The 24,475-nt window shown below is 44.3% G+C and carries 20 protein-coding genes; 13 read left to right on the top strand and 7 right to left on the bottom strand.

The window, feature by feature from the left end; translation table 11 throughout:
- Positions 1 to 11 precede the first annotated feature (11 nt).
- Together DK188_RS09935 and cysM are read left to right on the top strand one after the other, a co-directional pair.
- Complete coding sequence (locus DK188_RS09935) at positions 12 to 860, top strand: serine O-acetyltransferase (RefSeq protein ID WP_111670683.1); 849 nt, start codon at positions 12 to 14, stop codon at positions 858 to 860.
- Between the two features lie 72 nt (positions 861 to 932).
- Entirely contained in the window at positions 933 to 1,811 is an 879-nt protein-coding gene (gene cysM / locus DK188_RS09930; RefSeq protein ID WP_111670682.1) for a cysteine synthase CysM, read from the top strand.
- A 183-nt stretch (positions 1,812 to 1,994) separates the two neighbouring features.
- On the opposite strand, the gene DK188_RS09925 is transcribed toward cysM, so the two are convergent.
- A complete protein-coding gene (locus DK188_RS09925) occupies positions 1,995 to 2,243 on the bottom strand; it encodes an FUSC family protein (protein ID WP_111670681.1) in 249 nt (82 codons plus the stop codon).
- A 115-nt stretch (positions 2,244 to 2,358) separates the two neighbouring features.
- Positions 2,359 to 3,297, bottom strand: coding sequence for a sugar phosphate isomerase/epimerase family protein (locus DK188_RS09920; protein ID WP_232825709.1), 939 nt, complete (start codon positions 3,295 to 3,297; stop codon positions 2,359 to 2,361).
- Positions 3,298 to 3,373: 76 nt separating this feature from the next.
- Here DK188_RS09920 and DK188_RS09915 point away from each other — a divergent pair, with 76 nt between their 5' ends.
- Genes DK188_RS09915 through DK188_RS09895 form a run of 5 tightly spaced genes read left to right on the top strand, consistent with a single transcriptional unit; the run spans position 3,374 to position 10,906 of the window.
- Entirely contained in the window at positions 3,374 to 4,075 is a 702-nt protein-coding gene (locus DK188_RS09915; RefSeq protein ID WP_111670680.1) for a hypothetical protein, read from the top strand.
- 7 nt (positions 4,076 to 4,082) lie between these two features.
- Positions 4,083 to 6,815, top strand: coding sequence for a TonB-dependent receptor (locus tag DK188_RS09910; protein ID WP_111670679.1), 2,733 nt, complete (start codon positions 4,083 to 4,085; stop codon positions 6,813 to 6,815).
- 5 nt (positions 6,816 to 6,820) lie between these two features.
- Positions 6,821 to 8,494, top strand: coding sequence for a hypothetical protein (locus DK188_RS09905; protein WP_157963217.1), 1,674 nt, complete (start codon positions 6,821 to 6,823; stop codon positions 8,492 to 8,494).
- Positions 8,491 to 9,669 carry a DUF4249 domain-containing protein gene (locus DK188_RS09900; protein WP_111670677.1) on the top strand — a complete coding sequence of 393 codons (1,179 nt, stop codon included), beginning with the start codon at positions 8,491 to 8,493 and terminating at the stop codon, positions 9,667 to 9,669. Before DK188_RS09905 ends, DK188_RS09900 begins: the two co-directional genes overlap by 4 nt.
- On the top strand, positions 9,629 to 10,906 hold the full coding sequence (locus tag DK188_RS09895) for a DUF4249 domain-containing protein (protein ID WP_198673002.1): 1,278 nt from the start codon (positions 9,629 to 9,631) through the stop codon (positions 10,904 to 10,906). Before DK188_RS09900 ends, DK188_RS09895 begins: the two co-directional genes overlap by 41 nt.
- Before the next feature lie 2 nt (positions 10,907 to 10,908).
- On the opposite strand, the gene DK188_RS09890 is transcribed toward DK188_RS09895, so the two are convergent.
- The 5 genes from DK188_RS09890 to tilS form a co-directional block, all read right to left on the bottom strand.
- Complete coding sequence (locus tag DK188_RS09890; RefSeq protein WP_111670675.1) at positions 10,909 to 12,564, bottom strand: mechanosensitive ion channel family protein; 1,656 nt, start codon at positions 12,562 to 12,564, stop codon at positions 10,909 to 10,911.
- Positions 12,565 to 12,631: 67 nt separating this feature from the next.
- Entirely contained in the window at positions 12,632 to 15,334 is a 2,703-nt protein-coding gene (locus tag DK188_RS09885; RefSeq protein ID WP_111670674.1) for a hypothetical protein, read from the bottom strand.
- Between the two features lie 103 nt (positions 15,335 to 15,437).
- Positions 15,438 to 16,373: a malate dehydrogenase gene (mdh, locus tag DK188_RS09880; protein WP_111670673.1), complete on the bottom strand. Its 936-nt coding sequence runs from the start codon at positions 16,371 to 16,373 to the stop codon at positions 15,438 to 15,440.
- A gap of 145 nt (positions 16,374 to 16,518) precedes the next feature.
- Positions 16,519 to 17,034, bottom strand: coding sequence for a Crp/Fnr family transcriptional regulator (locus tag DK188_RS09875; RefSeq protein WP_111670672.1), 516 nt, complete (start codon positions 17,032 to 17,034; stop codon positions 16,519 to 16,521).
- 3 nt (positions 17,035 to 17,037) lie between these two features.
- The gene (gene tilS, locus DK188_RS09870) at positions 17,038 to 18,357 is read right to left on the bottom strand and encodes a tRNA lysidine(34) synthetase TilS (RefSeq protein ID WP_111670671.1); all 1,320 of its coding nucleotides are present in this window, start codon (positions 18,355 to 18,357) and stop codon (positions 17,038 to 17,040) included.
- A 137-nt stretch (positions 18,358 to 18,494) separates the two neighbouring features.
- On the opposite strand from tilS, the gene DK188_RS09865 reads away from it, so the two are divergent.
- From DK188_RS09865 to porD, 6 genes are all read left to right on the top strand, one after another.
- On the top strand, positions 18,495 to 20,159 hold the full coding sequence (locus tag DK188_RS09865; RefSeq protein WP_111670670.1) for an OstA-like protein: 1,665 nt from the start codon (positions 18,495 to 18,497) through the stop codon (positions 20,157 to 20,159).
- Positions 20,160 to 20,307: 148 nt separating this feature from the next.
- Positions 20,308 to 21,018, top strand: a complete 711-nt coding sequence (locus DK188_RS09860) for a T9SS type A sorting domain-containing protein (protein ID WP_111670669.1) — start codon at positions 20,308 to 20,310, stop codon at positions 21,016 to 21,018.
- Between the two features lie 70 nt (positions 21,019 to 21,088).
- On the top strand, positions 21,089 to 21,988 hold the full coding sequence (gene bamD / locus DK188_RS09855; protein WP_111670668.1) for an outer membrane protein assembly factor BamD: 900 nt from the start codon (positions 21,089 to 21,091) through the stop codon (positions 21,986 to 21,988).
- Between the two features lie 26 nt (positions 21,989 to 22,014).
- Positions 22,015 to 22,329 (top strand): DNA-directed RNA polymerase subunit omega, encoded by a 315-nt coding sequence (locus DK188_RS09850; protein ID WP_111670667.1) that lies wholly within the window; start codon positions 22,015 to 22,017, stop codon positions 22,327 to 22,329.
- A gap of 5 nt (positions 22,330 to 22,334) precedes the next feature.
- Complete coding sequence (gene coaBC, locus DK188_RS09845; RefSeq protein ID WP_111670666.1) at positions 22,335 to 23,543, top strand: bifunctional phosphopantothenoylcysteine decarboxylase/phosphopantothenate--cysteine ligase CoaBC; 1,209 nt, start codon at positions 22,335 to 22,337, stop codon at positions 23,541 to 23,543.
- A gap of 28 nt (positions 23,544 to 23,571) precedes the next feature.
- Positions 23,572 to 24,474 carry a type IX secretion system protein PorD gene (gene porD / locus DK188_RS09840; RefSeq protein WP_111670955.1) on the top strand — a complete coding sequence of 301 codons (903 nt, stop codon included), beginning with the start codon at positions 23,572 to 23,574 and terminating at the stop codon, positions 24,472 to 24,474.
- Position 24,475 lies beyond the last annotated feature (1 nt).

Here is a 24,475-nt window from a genome sequence, read left to right as displayed (position 1 = left end):
CTTTAGAATACATGGATTCTTTTATTAGAAAAATACACCAGGCACATCAAGAGTGTTCCGATTGTCCCTCTCCCAAGCTGATCCAGCAGTATTTTGAGGACTTGTTGGGATTGCTTTTTCCAGAGTACTCTGTTCAGAATATCCGGGAGGTGGAAGAAGTCAAGTCCAGACTGGAAAATCTGCAGGCGCAGCTTTCGGCTATTTTGACGCGAAACATTCACCTGCATTCCGGAGATGGAGAAAAGCTCGCCCAGCGTATTTTTGTCGACCTCGAGCAAGTTTTTGACTGGATCAATCAGGACGTGGATGCGATGTTTGCTGGAGATCCTGCAGCCAAGTCACGGACCGAGATCCTGAGAAGTTATCCTGGATTCTATGCGATAGCCGCTTATCGGATCGCACATTTGTTTCATCAAAATGGGATTAAACTTATCCCAAGAATGATCACCGAATTTGCACATAGCCGTACCGGGATTGATATTCACCCCAGCGCACAGATTGGACAGTTTTTCTGCATAGATCACGGCACAGGTGTGGTGATCGGAGAGACGACCGTCATTGGCAATCATGTCAAAATATATCAGGGGGTCACCCTCGGCGCACTCAGTGTAGACAAAGCCGACGCTGATGTCAAGCGTCATCCGACGATCGAGGATAATGTGGTCATCTATGCAGGGGCCACCATTCTGGGAGGAAAGACAGTCATCGGCAAAAACAGCGTCATTGGGGGAAATGTCTGGTTGACCAAATCGGTTCTTCCAGGTTCCAAGGTATATTATCAAACTCAAATGCACCACGAGGAAGGTACCGTGACTGATATTTATGTTTTCAAAAATGACCTGGACGAATTGAGTCATTAAGCTATCCCTAGTTGTTCCATTTTCTTTGCTTTGGCAAAAAATGCACAAGCATAACTCTTCAATACAAGCCATATGAAACTCTTTGAACTGATTGGAAATACCCCATTGGTAGAATTGGAAGCAATCCCAACCCATCCTAAGGTGAAGATTTTTTGCAAAATGGAAGGGCAGAATCCCGGCGGCAGTGTCAAGGATCGTGCGGCTTACAATATGCTCCGCTCTGCGCTGGACCGGGGTGACATCAAAACTGGCGACAAGTTGGTAGAGGCTACTAGCGGAAATACCGGAATCGCACTAGCCATGGTGGCCAAAGTCCTAGGCTTGGAGATGACCCTGATCATGCCGGATAATTCCACCAAAGAGCGGGTACTGTCCATGGAAGCGTACGGAGCTACGGTGATTCTAACACCTGCTGTGAAGACCATAGAATATTCCAGGGTTTTAGCTGAAAAGATGCGGGATGAGGAGGGCTACTTTATGCTTAACCAGTTTGGAAATCCAGACAATTATCTGGCACATTATAAGACTACCGGTCCAGAAATCTGGAGAGACACAGATGGCAAAGTCACCCATTTTGTCTCGGCGATGGGTACAACGGGGACGATTATGGGAGTCTCTAGATTTTTAAAAGAGAAAAACCCAGACATCCAGATTGTCGGAACCCAGCCTACGGACGGCTCCAGTATTCCCGGAATCCGCCGCTGGTCTGCGGAGTTTTTACCGGCTATTTTTGAACCGCAGCGAGTGGATCGTGTGATTGACGTCAGTCAGCAACAAGCCACAGAAATGACCCGCAGAATGGCCAAAGAAGAAGGGATTCTTGCTGGGATGAGTAGCGGAGGCGCACTGCATGCAGCTATCGAACTTTCCAAAGATCTGGAGGAAGGACTGATCGTCTGCATCACCTGTGACCGGGGAGATCGATATTTGAGTTCAGATCTGTTTGGGTGAGGGGTGATTGAAAAATTGGAAGATTTCAAAATTGAAAAATTGATGGCCTATAGGGCTTGCTTTAGCGTTTTGATTATTTGCTTCTAGCTTTAGTGGGAGGAGAATAATAGAGATGTTAAGCTATCCATATAGGCTCTGCCTAATCGAATTAAGCGAATCCTTAGCTGACACTTACCCTTTGATTTACTGTAGATTTCGCCTGGCCAATTCCTTTTTTAGAGCTTCATATTGCTTTGGCTTTTTCAGAAAGAGATAAATCAGAAATAAAGGAATAATACTGACCAGACCCCAAGTGCTTGCAAAGACGCTAAATAGGATGATCCCAACCAGAAAGCCGATAAAAAAAGCATCGAAAATAGGGGAGGGTTTGTTGTTTTTTGCAGCCTCGAGAAGCTCCTGATCGCTTAGCTGAGCAAGTTCATTTGGGGTCATGGGTAGTTTCGGTTTTAGTTTCTTACAAGGAATTTTTCGTGCGTAAACGGCAATTGGACTGGACCTGAATGCTGGTTTTTCACCACAATGGTTTAATCAAATTATAACTTTTCTACTAGAAAAACCGCTTCATCTTCTCCAATCCTGTCTTCACCACCACTTCAGCATCCATCGCGTAGTAAGTTGGATTGAAAAGCTCAAGCGAGAGGATGATGGATTTACCCTTGGACTTCAGGGTATCTGCCAGTTCCTGCATCGGAGCACCGCCGTCACCAGGGAATACCCGGTCTTTGTCCTGCTGCTCGGTTCTTGGGATTTCTCTGGGAAAATCATTCATGTGAAAGATATCGATCGCATGTCCGTCCAGCATCTTCATTCCCTCAAATCCTGAACCTCCCCGGAAGAGGTGATAGACATCGGCCAGAATCTTGGCGTCTTTGTCATCTGCCGCTGCCGCGACCGCCATGGCTTGACCCAAGTGGTAGAAGGATGGAAAGGCTCCCCAAAACTCCAGCTGCGGCATAACCCCGGTTTTTCTTCCCAGCTCCAACAGCTTTTTGTATTTTTCTCCAGCTTTCAGCAGATCGATCGGAGCTTCGGTCCCGATGGCAGGAGCTGCGACTCTTGGGCAACCTAAGTCCGCCAGAATTCCCATTTCTGTTTCCATCTGAGTGAAACCTGTCTTGCTTTTCGCTTCATCCTGAGCCATCCAGGTCGGGAATCCGATACAGTCAAAAAACTCCAGCCCGGCATCCGATGCCAGTTTTTTCAAGGAGGCCAGAGACTTTCCAGTTTCCAGATATGCCTGAATCTCCATCATCCAAGGTTCGAATCCATCATAGCCTGCTCGGGCACAGAGTTCTATGATCTGCGGTAGGGAGAGCTTTTGCCCTCGGATGGTGCTGGTGTTCAGCGAAAATTTAAATGAACTCGCTTTCTTTTCAGAAACTTGACCAAAAGCAGGGGCAGTGCTGAGGGCAAGTGGGGCTAGTGCCAAGGTTTTTAATAGGTTTCTTCGGGTAGTCATGAGTTTGAGGAGAGTTTTGAGTTCCATCTATAAAAGCAAATAGCCATTCATAGATATTTTGAATAAAACTAAACGGTTACCATTTTCAATCGTATTTTTCAGCATGCAAAAAATAATATTTTTTCTTTTCTCCGTATGCTGTTTTGTGAGCAATGGCTACAGCCAAGTGGCCGGAGCTAATCTTACCTACCTTTCGGAGTACAAAGAACAGCTGCCCTATTTTCAGGAATTGATCACTGGTGGGCAATATGCGGAAGCTTCCCGACTCATCCAAGGCAATCCGTATTTTGCCTCCCGTCAGTTTGAAAACGGGATGCTCACGATCAACGGCATCGTGTATCCGGAGGTGCCACTACTCTATGACAGCTACTTAGATCAGGTGGTGACTTTTCACCCGATATTCAACCAAAAGATCCTCATCAAACCGGAAAAGATCGATGGATTTGTGCTATCCAACGGATCCAGCTTCCGGTTCATTTCGGGAAATGAGCAATACCTGCGCAATGAAAACGGTATCTATGAAGTCTTGGGCGAAGGGGGATTTTTGGCCGTGGCCAAGAGATACAAAACCACCAAGGAACTCCGAGAACTGTCTCAGTATGATGCGGTTTTTCTGGAGAAAAGTGATTTTTTCTTAGTCCAATCCGGAGTTTTCTATCCGGTAAGCAAAGGGAAACAAGCGATTGAAGTCCTAGGGCTGGACCCAAAAACAGCCAAAAGGCAACTTCGTTCCGCAGGCTTGAATTTCAAGCAGAGCCCAGAGAAATACCTTCAGTTTTTAGTCACCCAAACCGCAGCCAATTAATTCGCCTATGAAGCTTTTTACCAAAGGATTATTGCTGGTATTTTTCCTGCTTTCGTTCCGCTCTTTTGCCCAACAAACCTCAGATCGAATTACGGGATTCTTTCCCGGGGTTTCGTTTGAGCGCTTTATGGAACTGGCGGAGAAAGAAACGTCTTTTCGGTTTTACTTCAAAAAGGCAGACATCGCTGGGCTGACTGTCAATCTTCAGGCTTCGGATGACAAATTGGACGATGTCTTGAACCTGATTTTTCTCAATACAGATTTGAAATTTTCGATTTCCAAATCAGGAGAGGTGTTTATCAGCAAAGGGCAAAAACTTGCCGTTGACTTTCCGGAAACCTTTTTTACCCAAAATTCAGAAAATCAAGCTTCGGCAATTCCCGGAAGAGAGGATGAATTTGTCCGAAACAGGCGCTATACCATCGGGGTCGCTAGTGGGGGGGCGACTACTGCCAAGATCCGGGGTCAAGTCATCAGTCTGGAAAAAAGTGAACCCATCGCAGGTGCCATCGTCTACGATAAGCTTACCCAAACACAGACCATCACAGACCAAGAAGGTCGCTATGAATTGACCATTCCAAAAGGGAATCAGACCATTTTGGTACAGAATATCGGGGGCTATACCGAGCAGCGTTTGATTGACTTGCAGGGAGATGGGGAATTGAACATGAGTATCGGTGAAGGAGTCTTTGCGCTCAATGAAGTTGTCGTCCGATCCGGTGCCCTCACCAATGTCTCCAGACCTGAGATGGGCGTACAATCGCTCTCCGTCCAGCAGATGAGGAAGCTGCCTTCAGTCATGGGCGAAGTCGATATCCTCAAAGGCATCCTGACCATGCCTGGTGTAAATACTGCCGGAGAGGCCAGCGTTGGCTTCAATGTCCGAGGAGGTGCTGCTGATCAAAACCTGATTCTATTTGATCAGAATACACTCTTTAACCCATCACACTTATTTGGCTTTTTCTCTTCGGTCAATTCGGATATGGTCGAAGGGGTAGAACTTTACAAAGCCGGAATTCCGGCGAGTCTCGGCGGCAGACTGTCCTCAGTACTTCAGGTCACTCCCAAAGTAGGCAGGAAAGATAAGATTGGAGGTTCGGGAGGAATTGGTCCATTGACCAGTAGATTGAGCTTGGATGGACCCTTGGGTGAAAAAACCACCTTTATTGTCGGGGCGAGGTTGACCTATTCGGATTGGTTGCTGGATTACCTGGAGGAGCGGGCAGATCTGGGAGCAAGTCGCGCGTTCTTTGCGGATTTTAATGGTACGATCCAACATGAGTTGAATGAGAAAAATATCCTCAGATTCACCGGATATTACAGTGAGGATAAGTTTCAGTTTGACCCGGATACAGTTTACAGCTATTCCAACAAGAATTTTGCCTTATCCTGGATTCATTATTTTAACGATCAAGTAGAGGCTACTTTTTCGGTAGGTCAGGATGGATATGCATTTCAAGTACAGGGAGAAGACAATCCGCTGAATTCGTATCGCTATAATTTTGACATCCGACAGCGGTTTCTTAAAGCTGAATTCCGTCAGGAAAAAGGCGATCGTCACCTCTTTACCTATGGAGTCCATTCGATTTGGTATGATTTGAATCCTGGAGAAATTGCCCCATTTGGTGCGGAAAGTATTGTGATTCCGGATGATGTGGCTCAAGAAAAGGCCTTGGAGACCTCCTTTTTCTTTGGTGACGAGTTTGAAGTCAATGAAGAGCTGACAGTTTCTGGCGGATTGCGGTATAATCTTTACGGTTATTTTGGGCCTCAAACCTTGCCCGTCTATGCAGAAGGAGCTCCCTATCTTCCGGAGAATATCACCGGAGAGGAAAACTTCGGATCAGGTGAATTGGTCAATACGTACCATGGACCAGAATTTCGACTTTCGGGGCGCTATGCCTTGACTAACTGGTCTTCCATCAAAGCAGGGGTGAATACCATGCGACAAAACATCCATTTGCTCAGCAACTCCTCAGTCATCACCCCCACGGATACTTGGAAGCTGAGTGATGCATTCATCGCTCCGCAAAGAGGCATTCAGTATGCGGTGGGGTATTTTCACAACCTGAAAAACAACACCATAGAATTCTCCGCAGAGGTGTATTACCGCACGATGCAAAACCTTCTGGATTATAGATCGGGAGCTTCCATCGTGCTCAACGATCGTATCGAGCAGGATGTCTTGGTGACGAAAGGTAAAGCTTATGGCTTGGAGCTATATCTCCTCAAGTCTACCGGAAAGCTCAACGGTTCCATTGCCTATACTTACAGCAGATCACTTCTGCAGACCGACCCAAGCGAAGGCAAAGAGCAAATCAATCGCTCGGAATGGTACCCGAGCAATTTTGATCAGCCGCACAATGCCAATGTGGTCGTGAATTATGAACTCAGCCGCAGAGTGAATACTACCTTAGCGGGTAAATACAGCACCGGTCGTCCGGTGACATTGCCCGTGGCAAAATTTGAATATGGAGGCTCTGAGCGTGTCTATTTTGGAGATCGAAACTCTGTTCGTATTCCTGACTATTTCCGTCTGGACTTCTCAGTCAATCTAGAGGGGAACCATAAAGTCAAGAAACTTGCGCATGCCTCCTGGTCCTTTGGGGTCTATAATATTCTGGGCAGGGACAATCCGTACTCAGTCTACTATATCCCAGAAGCTGGAAAATTGCAGGGATACAAACTTTCGATTTTTGCAGAGCCGATTCCATTTATCACATATAATTTCAGGTTCTGATGCATATGAACAGACAAATCAGATCCAAAGAAAATGAGGGTCAAACCTATTTTGATATCCAGGTATTGACTCGTCGGGTTTCCCGACTAATATTCTACTTTTTGGTAATTCACCTGACCTCTTCAACTGTCATTGCTCAGCAAAGAGATTTGGTGAAAGAATCCGTTCAATTCAATACGCCAAAAACATTGTATTTGGTAGGAGAGAAAATCTGGTTTGAGGCGGAAGTCACTTCAGGTTCCAATCCGAGCCCATCTCAGGTGCTTTATGCAGAGTTGGTAGATCGATTTTCCAATTCTGTGGCATACACCAAAGTTCCCCTTGAGAATGGAAAAGCCCTGAATTACCTTCTGCTGTCCACGGCTATTCCTTCGGATCACTACCTACTCCGAGTCTATACCCGAATCAGTCCCTATCTGGATATGAACCTGGGTATTTCCCAGCAGTTTGTGACAGTGATCAACCCAAAGATTCCGCCAAAAGTCTTTGAAAAGGCTCAGGGAAATTTCGTTAAATTGGAAAGCACAGGAGCTGACCTTGGGACAGTGAGTAACGGCAACCCTAAACCCGGGGAGCGCTTTCAGGTTTCTTTCGAACAAAACAGCCAGATCCTATCTGCAGGGATTTCGGTTTCTAATCCCTATTTACCAGGAGAGCAAGTTCAATTCAAGTCATCGGATGCCTATGCTTCGCTTGAGCAAAAGGCACTTTTGCCGGAGCTTTTTGGACATATTGTCGAATCAAGGGTCTCCAAATCGGATACCAGCTTGACCTATTTCCTTTCGCTGCATGGGAAGCAAAGCGCCCTTTATACCGACCGTCCGGATGAAAATGGACAGATCCTATTTGATGCTGGTGGACTTTCACACTGGGATCGAATGATCATCCAGTTGGAAGACGGCGCAGAGATGGAAGGGCTTGAAATCATATCGCCAGTGATTGCCACTAAGTTTAAGCCTGATTTTGTTTTCCCGGCTTTATCCATTGTACCAAAGGATCTCAGTTTTCTGGATCAGCTCCAAAAAGCCTCGGCGGTTGAGAGTTATTACCTGGAAAATTACGATCAGGATTCATTGGAAGTGGTCACAGGATTTGTGGCAGATCACACGTTTTTGCTGGATGATTATACCCGATTTGAGACTGTGGAGATTGTGATCCGGGAGTATGTTCCGAGTGTCTTCGTCAGAAATCAGGATAAGAAAAAAGTATTCCGATTGGTCAATGAAGCGGTCAAGTCAGTGTTTGATACGAATCCCCTGATTTTAATTGATGCTATGCCGGTTTTTGATTCAGACTTGCTTTCGGGATTCAATCCCAAGTTTATTTCCAGATTGGATATACTAAACAGGGAGTTTTATCTGAATGACCGAACCTATCCCGGTGTGTTGAGTTTTAGCAGTTATGAAAATAATTTTGGGCTCTATCCTTTGGCACCAGCCTCTCGATTTTTTGATTATCCGGGCTTGCAGCCCAAAATAGAATTGGATAAATCCCAATTTGCTAGGCCTGGCTCAGGCGGTGAATTTCCAGATTTTCGAACTGTAATTTATTGGGGCAAAGCCGAATCATCCACCATTGAAGCGCCTAAGTTTACCGGTGAGTATTTGCTTTGGGTCAGATATACGGATCAAACAGGTCAAATTCAGATTTCTAAAAGAAAAATCACCATTACGCCATGAATCGGTGCTACTTAACCTTTTTTGTGCGCCGATTTAGTTTGGCTTTGCTGTTTGCTTCTGGATTATTGGGGTGCAGGGAGCCCTTTGATCCAGAGCCAGCTCAACTCCAAACATCAGTTTTGGTTGTCGAGGGATACTTGGATTCTGAAGGCAGGGAGAGCCTTATCAAGCTAAGTAGAACTGTAACTTTGAATTCAGACACAACGCTGGCACCTGAAATTGGTGCAAAAGTCAATTTGCTAAGTGAGGATGGTATGGTATATCCCCTACCAGAAAATGAGCCTGGACTTTACTTTTTTTCCTATGATGTGCCGGAGGATAGGAATTACAAGGTGCAAATAGAACTTCGAAATGGAGATCTTTTTGAGTCTTATCCACTAAAACCCATATTGACTCCGCCTATCCTCGATGCTGGGTTTCTAAGAAAGGAAGATGGCGTAGAGATTTTTGTTACCACCAAAGGAGATGAAAATGCCGATGACTTTCTCTGGACGTATGATGAAGCATGGATTTACCGTCCTAGGATTCGGGTACCTTACATTTATGATTCCACGATCAACACTGTGCGGGATCGTACTGACGCTGAAAATATTTCCCGTTGTTTCAAATCTGAAGTTAGCTCTGATATTCTTTTGGAGACTAGTTCAAGATTTCAGGAGCAGGTAGTATTTCGGCAGACAATTACAGAAATCCCTCAAGGTAATGAGCGGATTCAAGAGCGCTACAGCATCTTGATTAGCCAAAAGGCAATTGATTCGACTGCTGTAAAATTTTGGGAAACTTTGAAAAGGAATACGGAAGATATCGGTTCTATTTTCAGTCCTCTTCCATCTTTGATATCCGGAAATATAACAGCGGTGGGAAATCTGCAAATTCCGGTAATCGGACAGATCAGTATGGGAGTAATCCAAGAAAAAAGAATCTACATCGACCTGGAGGATGTTTCACCCTGGGGCTATCTTGATCCGGAATTCAATGACTGCATCATTGAAAAAGATTCCGTACTTGCTAGATTTTATGACCCTATTTTTGTCAATGGCGCCGTTCTTCCCGCAAGGCCCTATATTCCTCCTGGCGGAACCGTCATCTTGGGTTATTTCCCTACGTCTCGCAGATGCGGAGACTGTACTCTTTATGCATCACCACTTACACCTGACTTTTGGGAAGATGATTAATTTAGGACAAATACGTACTGCTTTTTGGAAATTTGATCAGTGGATAAATGTTGTCAAGACTTGGTTTTCCTTTTCTTGTTTCTCCATTTATCTGCGCAATTCTAGTTTGCTTGTTGCTTTTGTGGTCTTGTTTTTTTCCTGCAGAGAACCATTTGAACCGGAACCAACTCAAGTTCCGACTTCAGTTTTGGTCGTGGAGGGATATTTGGATACGGAGGGATTAGCAAGCGAAATCAAACTTAGCAGGACAGTGCCTATCAGTGCCCAGGATACATTATTGGCTGAATCAGGTGCTTCAGTCACAGTTTTGGCTTCAAATGGTACCACTTATCCGCTGCAAGAGCAGAATCCTGGAGTCTATATTTTCTCTTATGATCTTCCAGAAGAAGGCGAATATCGTCTCGAAATAATCCTCAGAGGAGGGGATCGCTATGAATCTAAGCTGATGCGTCCCATCATCACTCCAGATATTTTGGATGCGGGATTTATCAGGGATGAAGATGGCGTTGAGGTATTTGTCAATACTCAGGGCAACGAATTGGCGGATGATTTTCTGTGGACGTTTGAAGAGACCTATATATCCCGTCCCCGGATCAGGACAGGATATATCTATGATGCCGCTATCAAAGACGTTAGATTCAGTACTGATGAAGAGCAAATCGCGCTTTGCTTCAAAACTGAATATAGTCCCGATATTTTGCTTGAGACCAGCTCGAGATTTCAGGATCAGGTAGTATTCAAGCAGACCATTACCGAGATCCCCGTGGGAGATGAGCGGATTCAGGAGCGGTATAGTATTTTGATTTCCCAAAAAGCCATCGATCCCGATGCGGTGAAATTTTGGGAAACATTGAAAAGAAATACAGAAGACATTGGGTCCATATTCAGTCCTTTGCCTTCTCAGATTACCGGAAACATGAGATCGGTCAATGGTGAAAATACTCCTGTGGTAGGTCAGGTCAGTATGGGTGTAATTAAGCAGCGGAGAATTTATATAAATCTGGCAGATGTAGCTCCTTGGGGATATATCGATCCTGAGTTTAATGACTGTGTCATTTCTGAGGCACCGGTAATGATCAATGAATATGATCAGGTTTTCAGCAGTGGATTTATCCTGCCTGTTCGAGAGTTGATGGTGGGCACAACCATTGTTGGTTATTTCACCACGTCAAGAAGATGCGCTGATTGTACGCTGTATGCTTCGCGGATCAAGCCTGATTTTTGGGAAGATGAATGAAACTAGGTGTTTTTCTTTCCCAATTCAGATTGGAGGAAATTGGACAACCGAGTCTTGTATTCGCTCTCTCCTGGATAAGAAGGCGTGAGCCCGGATTTTTCTGGGAAGGATTCCATGTGAAGGGTCTGAGTCGGAAAGGCAAAGCGAACACCCAGTACATTAGCCAACTTCACGATTTGAATCAGGATCTCATGACGAGCCTTTAGTTCCTCTGGCCAGGTGGGCACTTCAAAAAAGATGTAAAACATCACATCCTGACTGTAGGCAGAAAGATTGTTGAAGAAGATGTTGAAGTAGTCTTTTCGAGTCTTCGGATGCGCCAATACAATCTCATGCAGACCTTTGACAAACTCCTCGATCAATTCAGGCGGCGTATTGTAGGTGATAGTCAGTATAGTGAAAAACCGCCGGTATTGTCGTAGGCCATGATTATCTACGACCGCATCGGCAATTTTTCCGTTTGGCACATACATCACAGAATTTCGGAAGGTACGAATCCGGGTGGATCTAAATCCCACTTCTTCTACTGTTCCGTCGATTTCTCCGGAAGTCACCCAATCACCCACCTGAAATGGCTTGTCAATAAAGATCATCACCGAGCCAAAAAAGTTTTTGATCGTATCCTGAGCCGCGAGAGCGATTGCCACCCCACCGATAGAAATCCCTGTGAGGAAGGGGAGAATGTCAAAGTTTAGCCCGTCGCGGAGGACAAACAATGTTCCCACGATTATGACCAAGGCTTTAAGCGTTTTTCGGATCAGCGGGACAAGCTGGTCATCCAGGGTAGATTCCGTCTTAGAGGCTAAATGACCAAAATATGCGGCTACCACATCGACGATTTTATAGAAAATCACCGTGATCAAAAATGGCTTCAGTGTATCAAAAACCGGAATGATCCAGGCATAGATCTCTACTGGCAACTGCAAAACCCGGATCATAAATGAAAGCAGGAGCACGATCAGGTAGAAGCTGGTAATTTTGGCAACTGGGAGCAGGTAGTTTTCTCCCACATTGCTATATCCCAGCCGATCTACGAAATAGATCAAGCCTCTATCCACCAAAAAGGTAAAAATCAGATGAGCCAAAAAGGTCAGGAAAATTAGAAACGTGATCCCGACCAGTTGCCATAATTGGAGTCCCAAGTATTCGGTAGTGCCTATTTTAGGCAAAATATTCAACAGTCGATCGGTGCCATAGGGATAGGTCTCTTGGTGAAGTTCACTGATCTGAGCGACGGAGAAAGAGGAGAATTTCCATCGATTGCCTGTTTTTTCCAGAAAAATCCCGGGAAGCTTGGTGCGGTCAAAATAAAACCGTTGCTCTCCATTAGCGGTGGAATCTTCGAAATTTGGATCATTTGGGATTTCACTGGTCCGGATCACGATTCCTTTTCCTTCAAATATCTGTTGAAGTTTGACCACCAGTTCTTCCGGTTCGGAATCGTTGTTGGCGAGATCCAAGGTTTTTGCTGCTCTTGCCGGATAAAAATGATTTTTGTCCAGATTATAGAAAAAGGTAAGCGTAGTATGGTAGGGTGAGCTCAGATTGATTCCATCTTGGACCAAATCGAGATCTTCCTGATCTGTAATAAGTTGAGAATAAGTGGGGTTGGCGAAGGAAAAGAGAAAAAGAAATCCTAGTAAAATCTTTTTAATCATGGGTGATTTTGTTGATTTTGACGCTGCAAGGTACTCAATCCATCGGGGCAAGCCAAGTTTGGAGTCATTAGTCAGGCATGAGGTATTCCATGATTCGACTGCCGCTCACTGTTCGGATGATGTATTGGTTTTTTGTCGGCTGGTGACTCACTTGGATTACTCCCTCGCTTTCCAGTGGTGTGGTGGTAAGCATATTTCCCTTTAGGTCGTGAATGTAGCCAAAGCCCTGCTCAGGGTCTGACACTGCGATGATCCTCCTGCTGGATCCAAAATCAAAATACCCAAACCAGAGTCTCGCTCCAGAAAGCGGAAGCGTGAACAATTCTTTTTCAGCATCATCCAGGATGATTGTTTTGGAATATTGTCTGGAAAGAATGACCTCAGAGATCCCTGCCTGGTCAGTTACCAATTCAAATATGTTGTCACGATCGGCCTTGACCAGCTGGGTTCGATACGTAATTTCTCCATTGAAATTGGCATGGATCAATTCTCCGGATTGGGAAATTGCCGCGATTTTCAAAGTGTTTCCACCTGTTCCGGAAGTGATTTTCACCGGATCGGCAAAGTCTTTACCCAAATTAAGCGGTGCCCCAGCTTGCTTTTCGCCTCTTCTATTAAATAGATGCACAACTCCTCCTTCGACCTGTGCGACCATGTAGTCGCCCTTGCCGGGTACTCGGATGTGGCTGGGAGCGAGGACCACAGGTTTGTTTAATTTTAGTGGATCCCATCCTTCCAGCTTTTTACCGGTGCGATCCAGCAGCCAAAGGTTCCCCGATGCAGTAGCGATGAAATACCTGTAGTCTCGGGTATTGTCATAGTCTACTAGTGTTAAGTGCGTGATCGGTTCATTCCAAGCAATGGGGAATCCGGGCAGGGAATTTCCAAGGCGATCAATGCCGTAGATATTTTCCGCAGTGGCGATGAGCAATTGGAGTTTACCGTTTTTGAGATAGTCAATCTGGTATGCCTCAGATACTATCGGGCCGGAGAGCTGCTGCGTATAGACTGTTTCGCCTGCTGAATTTATCAGATACAAGACATGATTCCTGTCCTGGACTACCAGATCCTCGGTTTTATCGTTGAAATTGAGGATAGCTTTTGGCCCATAGCTAATCCGCTCAGGCAGAGAGATGGTATTGGAGGGAACTAGGTTCACTCCTGATTTCTCCTGAACTGCGGATAGTTCAGTCGTCTGGTATGGGATAGTAAGGCTTGCTTCCGGTTCTCCGCCTATCTGATTGATTCGAAAACTGAGGTAGGGAAATGCTTTGAAAACGCCTGAATAGATTTGAAGGAAGGGACTCCATTTTGGATTTGTGGTTTTCTCCCATTTTTCCCAAATCCTATCCAAAATGAACGTTTTGGAATATCCGGCTGCAGGGTGAATGGATCCCTGGGCAGGAGAGGATTCTGGAGCTTTGGCCCAAGTATTTCCCGATGCAAAGTCATCCAAAACCACCTTCATACCCGGTGCGGAATTGGCCAGGATCAGGACTTCATCTACTATGCTGAGATGAGTCTGTGGGAATCCCATGAATTTGCCTCCAAACAAATAGGCGGGAAATTCTTCCTCCGGAAAGAACAGGATTTCTGAATCACGATAGAAGTCAGATTGATTCGATTCTGTGTTGTTTCTGAATTCTTTTAGAAAAGCTAAGGTCTGACCAGGATCCTGGATTCTTGCTAAAAGGACCTTGTTATTGCTCTGGTTACCGATTGTTTCCAAATCAAGCAAATAAAATTCACCAAAAAAATTGTCCAAAAATCCCCGATCCGTAAGTCTGTTTTGAATTTCACCGCTGAGAGTGGACTTTGGATTAAAGGCGGCATTCTGAAGTTTTTGAGTTTCAAAGACCCCATCCAAATTGATTTGGGTGATGGCCTGAGTGCGATTGGAAATCAGCTTTTCAATGACCGGAAAATTAGCTTGAACTGATGGGGTAAAGTTGATCTCCTGGCCCAGAATAGCAGGTCCCTTGAAGGTCAGCTGTCCTTCCTCAAAGCTCAAGTTCATCACAAAAAGTGCCTCATTTAGAGCCAACTCTTTAATCGTTGAGTTTTCTCGCTCTGTGGTGACTCCCCGCAGAAAATTTGAAATGCCTTTGGCCGAAAGTATCAACCTGCCCAAATTGGACTCTTGGTTGAGGACGGGACCCATGGTCGATGCAAGGGAATTAGGCTCAGCACTGAGGTATAGCCGAATGGCATCTTCCAGGATAAAGGATGAGGATGAAGCCAGCAAAACATTTCCCAGAACAGTTATACTCCATTTTTGGGTATTATCTGAGCCAAAAAACTCAATTACATCCAAATCACTGTATTTACGGGATTGAACTCTGATAGTCTTGGGTACTTTAGTTTTGATTTCGTTTAGGAAGTTTTCTGGTGAACTAGCTCCAAAATTGACCGTAAACAAAAGTTCAAAACTGTCTATACCAGTTGGATGGTAGCTGACCGTGACTTGTTTACTGCGGAGCGTTCGCGATATCTGGCCATTTCCACCGGTTATACTATCTAGGTAACTTAGTTGTTCGGCCGTCTTGGAAAAGGCAGGAATCTGGGATAGGATTCCCCAAACGGGCTGATTGACCAATTCATTCCAGGTCTGATCTGCCTGGTTTGATTCAAAAACAAAAACCGCATCTGACTGAATCAGTTCTAAACTATTGAGATTTCGGGATGAAAAATAATTCTGATAGACCCAATATCCTGCCCATGACACGAGGATTAGGGCTGCTAGGACTAAAAGACTTTTCCAGATTTTCACTAGGCTACTTGTATGGTTTTGACAGATAGTATACAAAAAATAGACCTAAGAAACTCCAGTTTGAGCCGGAGAATCTTAGGTCTAGAAGTTTAATGATTAGAAATTACTTGGACAGCTTGTCCAAGACATTCATTACTTCTTTGACATGACCTCGGGAGGTTTCCAAAAGCGCTTTTTCTTCAGCATTCAGATCAAGCTCAAGCACTTTTTCTACCCCGTTTTTGCCCAAAATCACCGGTACACCTAGGTAGCAATCATCGATGCCATACTCTCCGTCCAGTTTGATGCAAACTGGGAATACCCGGCGCTGATTCTTGAGGATAGCTTCCACCATTTGTGCAGCAGCAGAACCAGGAGCATACCATGCAGAAGTTCCCATCAGTTTGACCAGTTCTCCACCGCCAAACTTTGTTCTTTCAATAATTGCATCCAATTTATCTTTGGCTACTAGTTCTGTCACAGGTATACCTGCTACAGTAGTATAGCGAGGAAGCGGTACCATGGTATCACCATGTCCACCCATTAGGATCGCCTGGATTTCTTTGCCGGATACGTTGAGTTCTTCAGCTAAAAATGCTCTGTAGCGTGCTGTATCTAGGATACCTGCCATGCCGATCACTTTGTTTCTGCTCAGTCCTGAGGTCAAGTGCGCTTGGTAAGTCATGACATCCAGAGGATTGGATACTACGATGATGATGGCATTAGGGGAATATTTCACCACATTTTCAGTCACTGACTTCACGATACCTGCATTGGTTTCGATCAGGTCATCTCTTGTCATGCCTGGCTTGCGGGGAAGTCCAGAGGTGATCACCACGACGTCGGAATTTGCTGTCTTGCTGTAGTCGTTGGTGCTGCCCACAGTGCGGCTATCGTATTGGTTGATTGGGGCTTTTTGCCAGATATCGAGGGCTTTACCTTCGGCGATACCTTCTTTGATGTCTACTAAAACAATTTCTTCGGCTATTTCGCGATAAGCTAAAACATCGGCACAGGTCGCGCCTACATTGCCTGCACCCACTACGGTTACTTTGCTCATGATTTTATTGATTTTTATTTTTGATTACTGGCTTGAAAAGCGCCGCTAAGATATTAAACAACAATTAGGATTCGAAGTTTGCCCAAGAATACTTTAGCCAGCAAAATGGTTTTTTGATAGACGAAAAATTGAAAGGATAAACAGGCTATTCAAACATCTGTCTCAAACTGAAAAAGCCAAAAGATTCCCGATAGGACCGGAAGAGTCGTTGATTGTTAGCATTGTAATACTCAGCCAGAGAAGTCATCATTTTGGCTTTTATTTTTGGATTACTGTCAAAAATCTCCTGAATCGCAAAGTGGGGAATCACGATCAATTCGGCTTCTTCAGAGACAATCAGGGCAGTGTAGGTACGCTTGGCATTTTCTAGGAGGGAATTTTCCCCAAAAGCTTCCCCACGACTCACTTCCATGATCGTTTCAAAATTATCCTTGATGTCTATGGTCAGGTTTACTTTCCCCTTTTTCAGTAAGTATAAGGCCTGACTGGGGTCTTTGCTGAAAAATACGACCTCATCGCGAACATACTTTCGGTGGTGCATCGCAGGAATAAACTTGGCCATTTCCTTTTGCCGCAGGCGCTCAAAAAATTTGATCCCCTGCATAAAATCAAACATGAGCAGTTGGTCCTCATCGTAAGTTTTTGAAAATGGATTTATCATGGATCAGATCTTTTTGAAATAGACGATACGTTGGGTCGCTGGAGTACATTTAGCCCAGTCAGCGATTCTCATACCGATGACCCAAGCGATTTCTCCACCTGAAACTAAGACTTTTACCGCTCTTTTTTTAGCCAGAGGCACTTTGAGATCGATTAAAAAATCCGAAAGCTTTTTGGAAGCACTCATGCCCAAAGGATTGAATCGATCCCCTTCTTGCCAGGATCGGATTTCGAGCGGAAATTCCAACTTTGATTCATCCAATTGCGCGTGGATTGGATTTTTGTCCAAGGGAATGGGCCGGTTATGTCTTGAAATTGAAAATCTTCCCTCAGGAAGAATGACCTCATTTTCACTTCCCGAAATAAAAACCGGTATAAAATCCTCGTCTTTCGGTGCCAAGATCAATTCTTTTCTGTCGAAGTGGAGGCTGTAGGTTGCACTTTGAAATACAGCGCCGGTTTTCGGTTGATCCAAACCCTCAGCGATCACCTGGGCTTGCTCTGAATTGAACCCAAAGGGTCGAAGCCAAAAGTACAGTAAAGTGGCCGCTCCAGGTTGATACTGTATCGCAGCGAAGGGGAGGTATTGATATCCTGATTCCTCCCGGATAGAAGTGGTTTGCCAGGTTTCAAAAAGTCCTCCAAAGGCCTTTCCTGTATCTTTCAGTCGCTGAAAACTGGTTAAGAGGTTTTTTTTAGCGTCTGTCCCAAGACTATAGATGGCTGGAAGTCCGTTGATTCGGAGGTTGTTGCGCTTGTAGTCAGCCTTGTCATTTGAGCTGTCATCTCTCCAAAGGAGTCGTCTAGAATCCATGTAGCTGCGGATTTCTTCTCTGGAAAATGGCAATAAGGGTCGAATTAGCCAGCCTTTTTTATCAGCCATTCCATAGATTCCCTCGATTCCTGTACCGCGCAGGAGATTGAGAAAAATGGTCTCCACTTGATCATCTTCATGATGGGCCAGCAAAATTCCATCGAGGTTTCGTTCGGCTCTGATTTTTTCAAAAAATGCATATCGAATTTCTCTAGCTGCCATCTGTACCGAGATGCCCTTAGCCTGGGCATAGACTTCCGTTTCGGCACGACAGAGATGGAAGGGGATGCTATTTGCCTTGGACCAAGTTTCAACAAATTCCTGATCTCCCTTACTTTCAGTGCCTCTAAGTTGGAAATTGACGTGTGCAATTTCAATAGGAATTTTGGATTTGACCAAAAGATCACCCAAACACATACTGTCCATACCTCCGCTACAGGCTAGAAGGTAAACTGACTTCTGATCCAGAAGATGAGTGGCGAAAATATGGGTTTGGAAAGCGTCGAGCATTGATCAAAAATAGAGGTTTCTTCGTGAAAAAGAGAAATAAGATGGCCTGTTAAGAATGATCAAAATCCCAGGCTTAGCCAAAACCGTAATAGAGTTTTCCAGTGCTTTCTTCTATTTTTGCCGACAGCCAAGCCGTTATGACTATTCGCTTTCCATTTATTGCCATGTTGTGTTTTTTGTCTTTATCCTTTTCAGGAGAAAGTTTTGGGCAGCAGACTACCACTCTTGAAATCAATAAGGCTGATCTGCTGAAAGGGGCTTCTGGATTTGAGCGCCTCCTAGGCAATGTGGAAATGAAGCATCAGAATTCCTTAATCTTTTGTGATTCGGCACATTTTTACAGAACAGAAAATCGGGCTCAGCTATTTGGGAAAGTGCGGATCGAGGATATCGAAGACCCAATTACCACCACGAGCGCCTATGCAGAATATGATGGAAATACCAAGGTAGCCAAGCTCAGAAATAACGTCATCTTCACCAATCAGGAAACTACACTCTACACGGACTATCTCGATTACAATCGGGAGACCAATATCGCCACTTACTTCAATGAGGGCAGGGTAGTCGATTCGACCAATGTGCTCACCAGTGAGCGTGGCGTGTATGAGGTCAATTTGGAGCGGATTACTTTTCGGCAAAATGTGGTCTTAGTCAATCCCGACTACACCATGAAAACCAACAATCTGATTTACCTGACTATTCCTAAAACCTCCGAAACCAAAGGATTGACTAATATCGTGTCCAAGGAAGGCTACAAATTGGATGCACAGAAGGGGAGTTTTTATGACACGCAGCAGAAACAGTTTCGGTTTTTTGATGGGATCGTGGAGACCGAAGAGAGCCGGATCAAAGCGCAAGAATTATTCTACGACGAAGGCAAAGCCTATTACGAGGGAAAGGAAGACGTCAGGGTATTGAACAAAGAGCGGCAGGTAGAGGTCTATGGGGATTTTGGAAAATATTGGGAAGATCGCAAATACAGCCTGGTCCATGGTAATGCGCTCGTCCGAAAGTATTTCGAGCGGGACACCTTGTTCATGATTGCCGATACGCTGATCTCCCAAGACAGTGAGGCGGATACTGCCAAGTATTTATTGGCATTTAATTCGGTCAAACTGACCAAAACAGACCTTGCCGGAATTGCAGATTCCTTGGTTTACAACTATTCAGATTCTTCAATCAGGTTGTTTCAGGATCCGGTCATGTGGAATCAAAAAAGCCAAATATCAGCCGACTCCATGGTCTTTTTCATAGCCAATGAGGAATTAGACAGGGTTTTCATGAAGGACAAAGCTTTTGCCATCATGCCAGATACCCTGCTAAACTACAACCAAATGAAAGGGAGGCAGATGACAGGGTATTTCGCAGAAGGAGAGATGGAGAGTTTACTCATCGAGGGAAATGGGGAATCCTTGTATTTTGCTCTGGAAGCTGATACGCTGACGCAAGGCGTCAACCGTATCCTCAGCGCCAATATAAAATTGACTTTTATAGATGGAGCCATCCGCAAGGCCAATTTTGGAATCAGGCCGGACGGTAAGTTTACCCCGGTGCAGAAAATTGATGAAAAAGTATCACGCTTGGATGGGTTTAATTGGAGAATTGCAGAAAAACCCGATCAAAATGTAATCGATGCATGGCGAAAACCTGTGGAAATAGACCTGGAGGCAGAAAATCTTTTTGACGAACCGGATGTCAAATTGGAGCTGCCAACAGACGCGCAAATACAGGAAAACCTAGGAAAATCGGGTTTGGTCCCAATTAAAAAGTCGTTGACTCCATTAATCAAAAAAGGCAACTGATTAGACTGAAAACTACCGGCTTTGGTTTTTTGAAAGGTTAACAACAATTAACCCATAATTTTATTGTATTGGGAATCAAAAAAGTAATTTTGTCCGTATATTAAATTTCAGAAAACCAATCTGACGATCCTATTGATTAAAGTTTTACATGAAGTCCTTATTCAGATTTTTTACTTGGATGCTATTCTTTGCCCCGCTGTTGGCTGGTGCACAGCAGGTCCGTGTATTGAGTGAGGTAGTCGATTTTTCAGGAGAGATCGGATCATCCCAGCGCAAAACAATCCTTCTTCAGAACGAATCCAATCAGGCAAAAACCTATTTTCTAAAAAATGTCAGGGGAAGTGTCGGGTCTTCACAAAAGGTAAAAATCTGTCTCAACGATCAGTGTTTTGACTCAAAAAAAGACTTGAGTAAGATTTCACTCAAATTAAAACCAGGTGAAATATTCACTGATTTATACTTGGAATTTGAAATGGGGATAGCTGAGACTCGGGGAAGTTTCGACTTATTTTTTGTTAACGTTGAAAATATTCGTGAAAACTTTGTCGTTGAAGCCAGGTATGAAGTAGCTGCAGGATCGACCACTGATTTTACACATAAAGACATCAAATTGAGTGAAATCTACCCTAATCCCAGCAATCGAATTGCACAATTGGATTATGAGTTGGTCAACCCAAAAGCAAAAGCAAAAATTACAATCAACAGTTTTATCGGGAACCCGGTAGCTGAATTTGAACTTGACCCAGAAAGAAATTCGTTGGTTATCAACGTGACAGATTTTCAGCCAGGCGTCTACTTCTACACCCTTTTTGTTGACAACAAAAATGTGGTGACTAAAAAGTTGCAGGTCAAGAAGTAAAAATCCTTGAATAATTCAGGCATTTGAATACGAACAATTTACCCGTATATTTGCGGTCTTGAAAATGAGTATGCAGTCAAAATCCCTCCTATTTCTATCCATTCTGTTTCTGTTAGCTTCCTGTGGGCCTTTCTCTAAGCTGGAGAAGAGCACTAATTGGGAAGAACTGTACAATGGAGCCAATAAATATTATCAAGAGGGAGAATATAGCAAAGCAATTATTCTCTACGAAAAAGTCTTGCCTGTAATCAAAGGTTCAGAAAAGGCGGAATTGGCTGAGTATAACTATGCCAACTGCCACTTCAAGATCAAGCGATACATAGAATCTGCCGGGTATTTTAATACCTTCTACAGAACCTACAATAGAAGTCCATTGGCAGAGGAAGCGCTTTTTATGCATGCCTATTCCCTGTACCTAGACGCTCCCGATTATAACTTGGATCAGCAAAGCAGTCAGGAGGCAGTAGCCGCTATTCAGCAATTTGTTACCCGGTTTCCAGAATCTGCAAGCTATGAACGAGCCATGGAGATGTTGATAGATCTAGAGGGGCGGTTTGAAGAGAAAGCCTACAGTGAGGCGCAGATGTATTATAGATTGAAGGACGGGTTATTTCCAGGCGATTTCTATCGTGCTTGCATTGTGAATTTTCAGAATTTTGCTAAAGACTATCCTGAAAGTGAACACAATGAGGAGCTTGCTTACAAGCTGGTGGAAGTAGGTTTTGGCTATGCCAAAAATTCAGCTTTCGACAAAAAGGAAGAAAGACTTAAGGATGCCATCACGTTTGCCAATACCTTTTACAGAAAATATCCCTCTAGCCCATACATGGGCGATGTAAAAGAATTTGAAAGTGATACCCGAGAAGAGCTTGATTCGCATCTAAAGCTTAAAAAGGAATTTGCAGAAAGAACCGCAGCAGCAGAGGCAAAAGCGCTGTCAGAGGTTAATGCAGCGAAAGAAGATAATTAATCAGAAAATTTAAAACCAATAATAGCATGGCGATCAACCCATCAATTGTAACACGTGATCTTGACAAAGTGGCTGAAAAGACTGGAAACATCTATGAGTCACTTCACATCGTAGGTCAGCGTGCCAAGCAGATCTCCTCCAATCTGAAAGAAGAACTGAATAACAAACTTTCCGAGTTTGCCTCTACAGTAGATAATCTTGAGGAAGTGTTTGAAAACAAGGAGCAAATAGAGATTTCCAAGTTTTATGAGCGTATGCCTAAGCCATCTACCATGGCCATGGAAGAATTTATGGAGGGAAAAGTCTATTTCCGATTCCCTGAACAAGAGGGGGCAGAGTAATCACCATGAGCCTTCAAGGTAAGCGAATCCTACTTGGAGTGACTGGCAGCATAGCCGCCTACAAGTCCGCTCATCTGACTCGCCTACTTATCAAATCCGGAGCTGAAGTGCAACTCATCATGAGCGCTTCAGCTCTTGATTTTATTACCCCGCTGACCTTAACTACCCTCTCCAAGCGTCCGGTATATTCTGATTTTTTCGACAAAAAAAGCGGCGAATGGAATAACCATGTCGAGCTAGGCCTTTGGGCAGATCTTTTTATTGTTGCGCCATTGAGCGCAAATACACTCGCCAAGTTTGCCAATGGCCTGTGCGACAATCTTCTATCTGCAACGTATCTATCTGCCCGTTGTCCTGTAATGTTGGCTCCGGCCATGGACCTGGATATGTACCAGCATCCCGCCGTAAGAGACAATCTTCGCAAAGCCCAGTCTTTTGGAAATATTCTGTTGGATGCCGAAAGCGGTGAATTGGCCAGTGGGCTAGTGGGGCAGGGTAGAATGATGGAACCTGAGCATATTTTGATGCAAATAGAGAGGTTCTTTCACCATAAGGCAGACTTTAAAGGAAAGAAAGTCATGATCACACTGGGGCCAACCCAAGAAGCCATCGATCCGGTAAGGTTTATCAGCAACCATTCCTCCGGAAAAATGGGGTTGGCACTCGCAAATTCCTTTAAGTCCAGAGGTGCAGAAGTTTATTTGATCTCTGGTCCAATTTCGATTGCTATCGATTCAGCCGATTTTTATTTAACTCAGGTGAAATCAGCCTCGGAGATGTATCAGGCTGCGGAAGCGATTCATGGAAGTATGGACATCTGTGTTTTTGCAGCAGCAGTCGCGGATTATGCACCTGCTAAAATAGCTGAAGAAAAGATCAAAAAAGATGATTCAGAAATGTCCATTCAGTTAAAAAAGAATGTGGATATCGCTTTTGAATTGGGTAAAATCAAAAAGCTAGGACAGATTCACGTAGGATTTGCGCTAGAAACGACGAATGAAGAAGCCTATGCCAAAGCCAAATTGGACAAGAAAAACTTCGATATGATCGTTTTAAATTCTGCCACTGAAAAAGGAGCCGGTTTTCAGCATGATACCAATAGCGTGAGAATTTTTAGACCCGATGGAAAGTCTCTGGATTCCGGACTTGTCTCCAAAGTTCAGGTAGCCGAATTGATCTTGGATGAAATCAAAAATATTCCTGTTTGGATTTGAGTACAGTGATTTTACCTACTTTAGAAGCATGACCAAACTGAGATTTCTGATTCTTTTTTATTTTTTGGCTCTAGGAGCACAGGCTCAAGAGCTCAATTTCACCGTGATCATCAACAGCGACCGATCTCAATTTCAAAATACAGATATCTTCAATCAGATGAAGACCAACTTTGAGCAATTTCTCAATGGCAGGTCTTGGACCGATGATGAGTTTCGGCCAGAGGAGCGAATCAAAGGCAATCTACTGATCACAATCAATGAAGTTCCGCAGATTGGATTTTATAACGCCACAGTACAGGTCCAAGTCGTTCGGCCAATTTATGGCACCAACTATGAGTCACTGATATTTAATTATGTTGATCGGAATTGGAGTTTTGAATACCTGGACTCCCAACCCCTTGAATTTAATCGTTTTACCTTTCTGAATAATATCAGTTCGCTATTGGCTTACTATGCGCATATCGCATTGGGGATTGATTATGATACCTTCGAAAACCAGGGGGGCAACCCCTATTTTGAAGTGGCAAATGATATCGTAAACAATGCCCAGCAATCTGGAAGGCCAGGGTGGGTACAATCTCAATCGGATCGGAGAAGCCGGTATTGGTTGATCAATGATATTTATGTCTCGACGATTTACGGTTCTATCCGTGAAGCCTATTACTTATACCATCGCCAAGGGATGGACCTGATCCAGATTGATCCTGAAGCAGCCTATAAGAATATTTTGGAAGCGATCCGGCTGGTGGCTCAGGCAAATAAACTCCAGCCCAATGGTATTTTTACCATTACTTTTGTGGATGCCAAATCCGATGAAATTGCGGAGGTACTCAAAAGTGCTCCGTTTGATATTCGTGACGAAGCGGTCAAGCTGCTTTTGGAAGTAGATCCAAATAACGCTAGAAAGTACAACGAGCTACTAAGAAGCTAAG

The sequence above is a fragment of the Algoriphagus litoralis genome (assembly GCF_003259255.1).
GTDB lineage: Bacteria > Bacteroidota > Bacteroidia > Cytophagales > Cyclobacteriaceae > Algoriphagus > Algoriphagus litoralis.
Note: the sequence above shows the minus strand (reverse complement) of the source record. Positions and strands in the feature narration are given on the sequence as shown.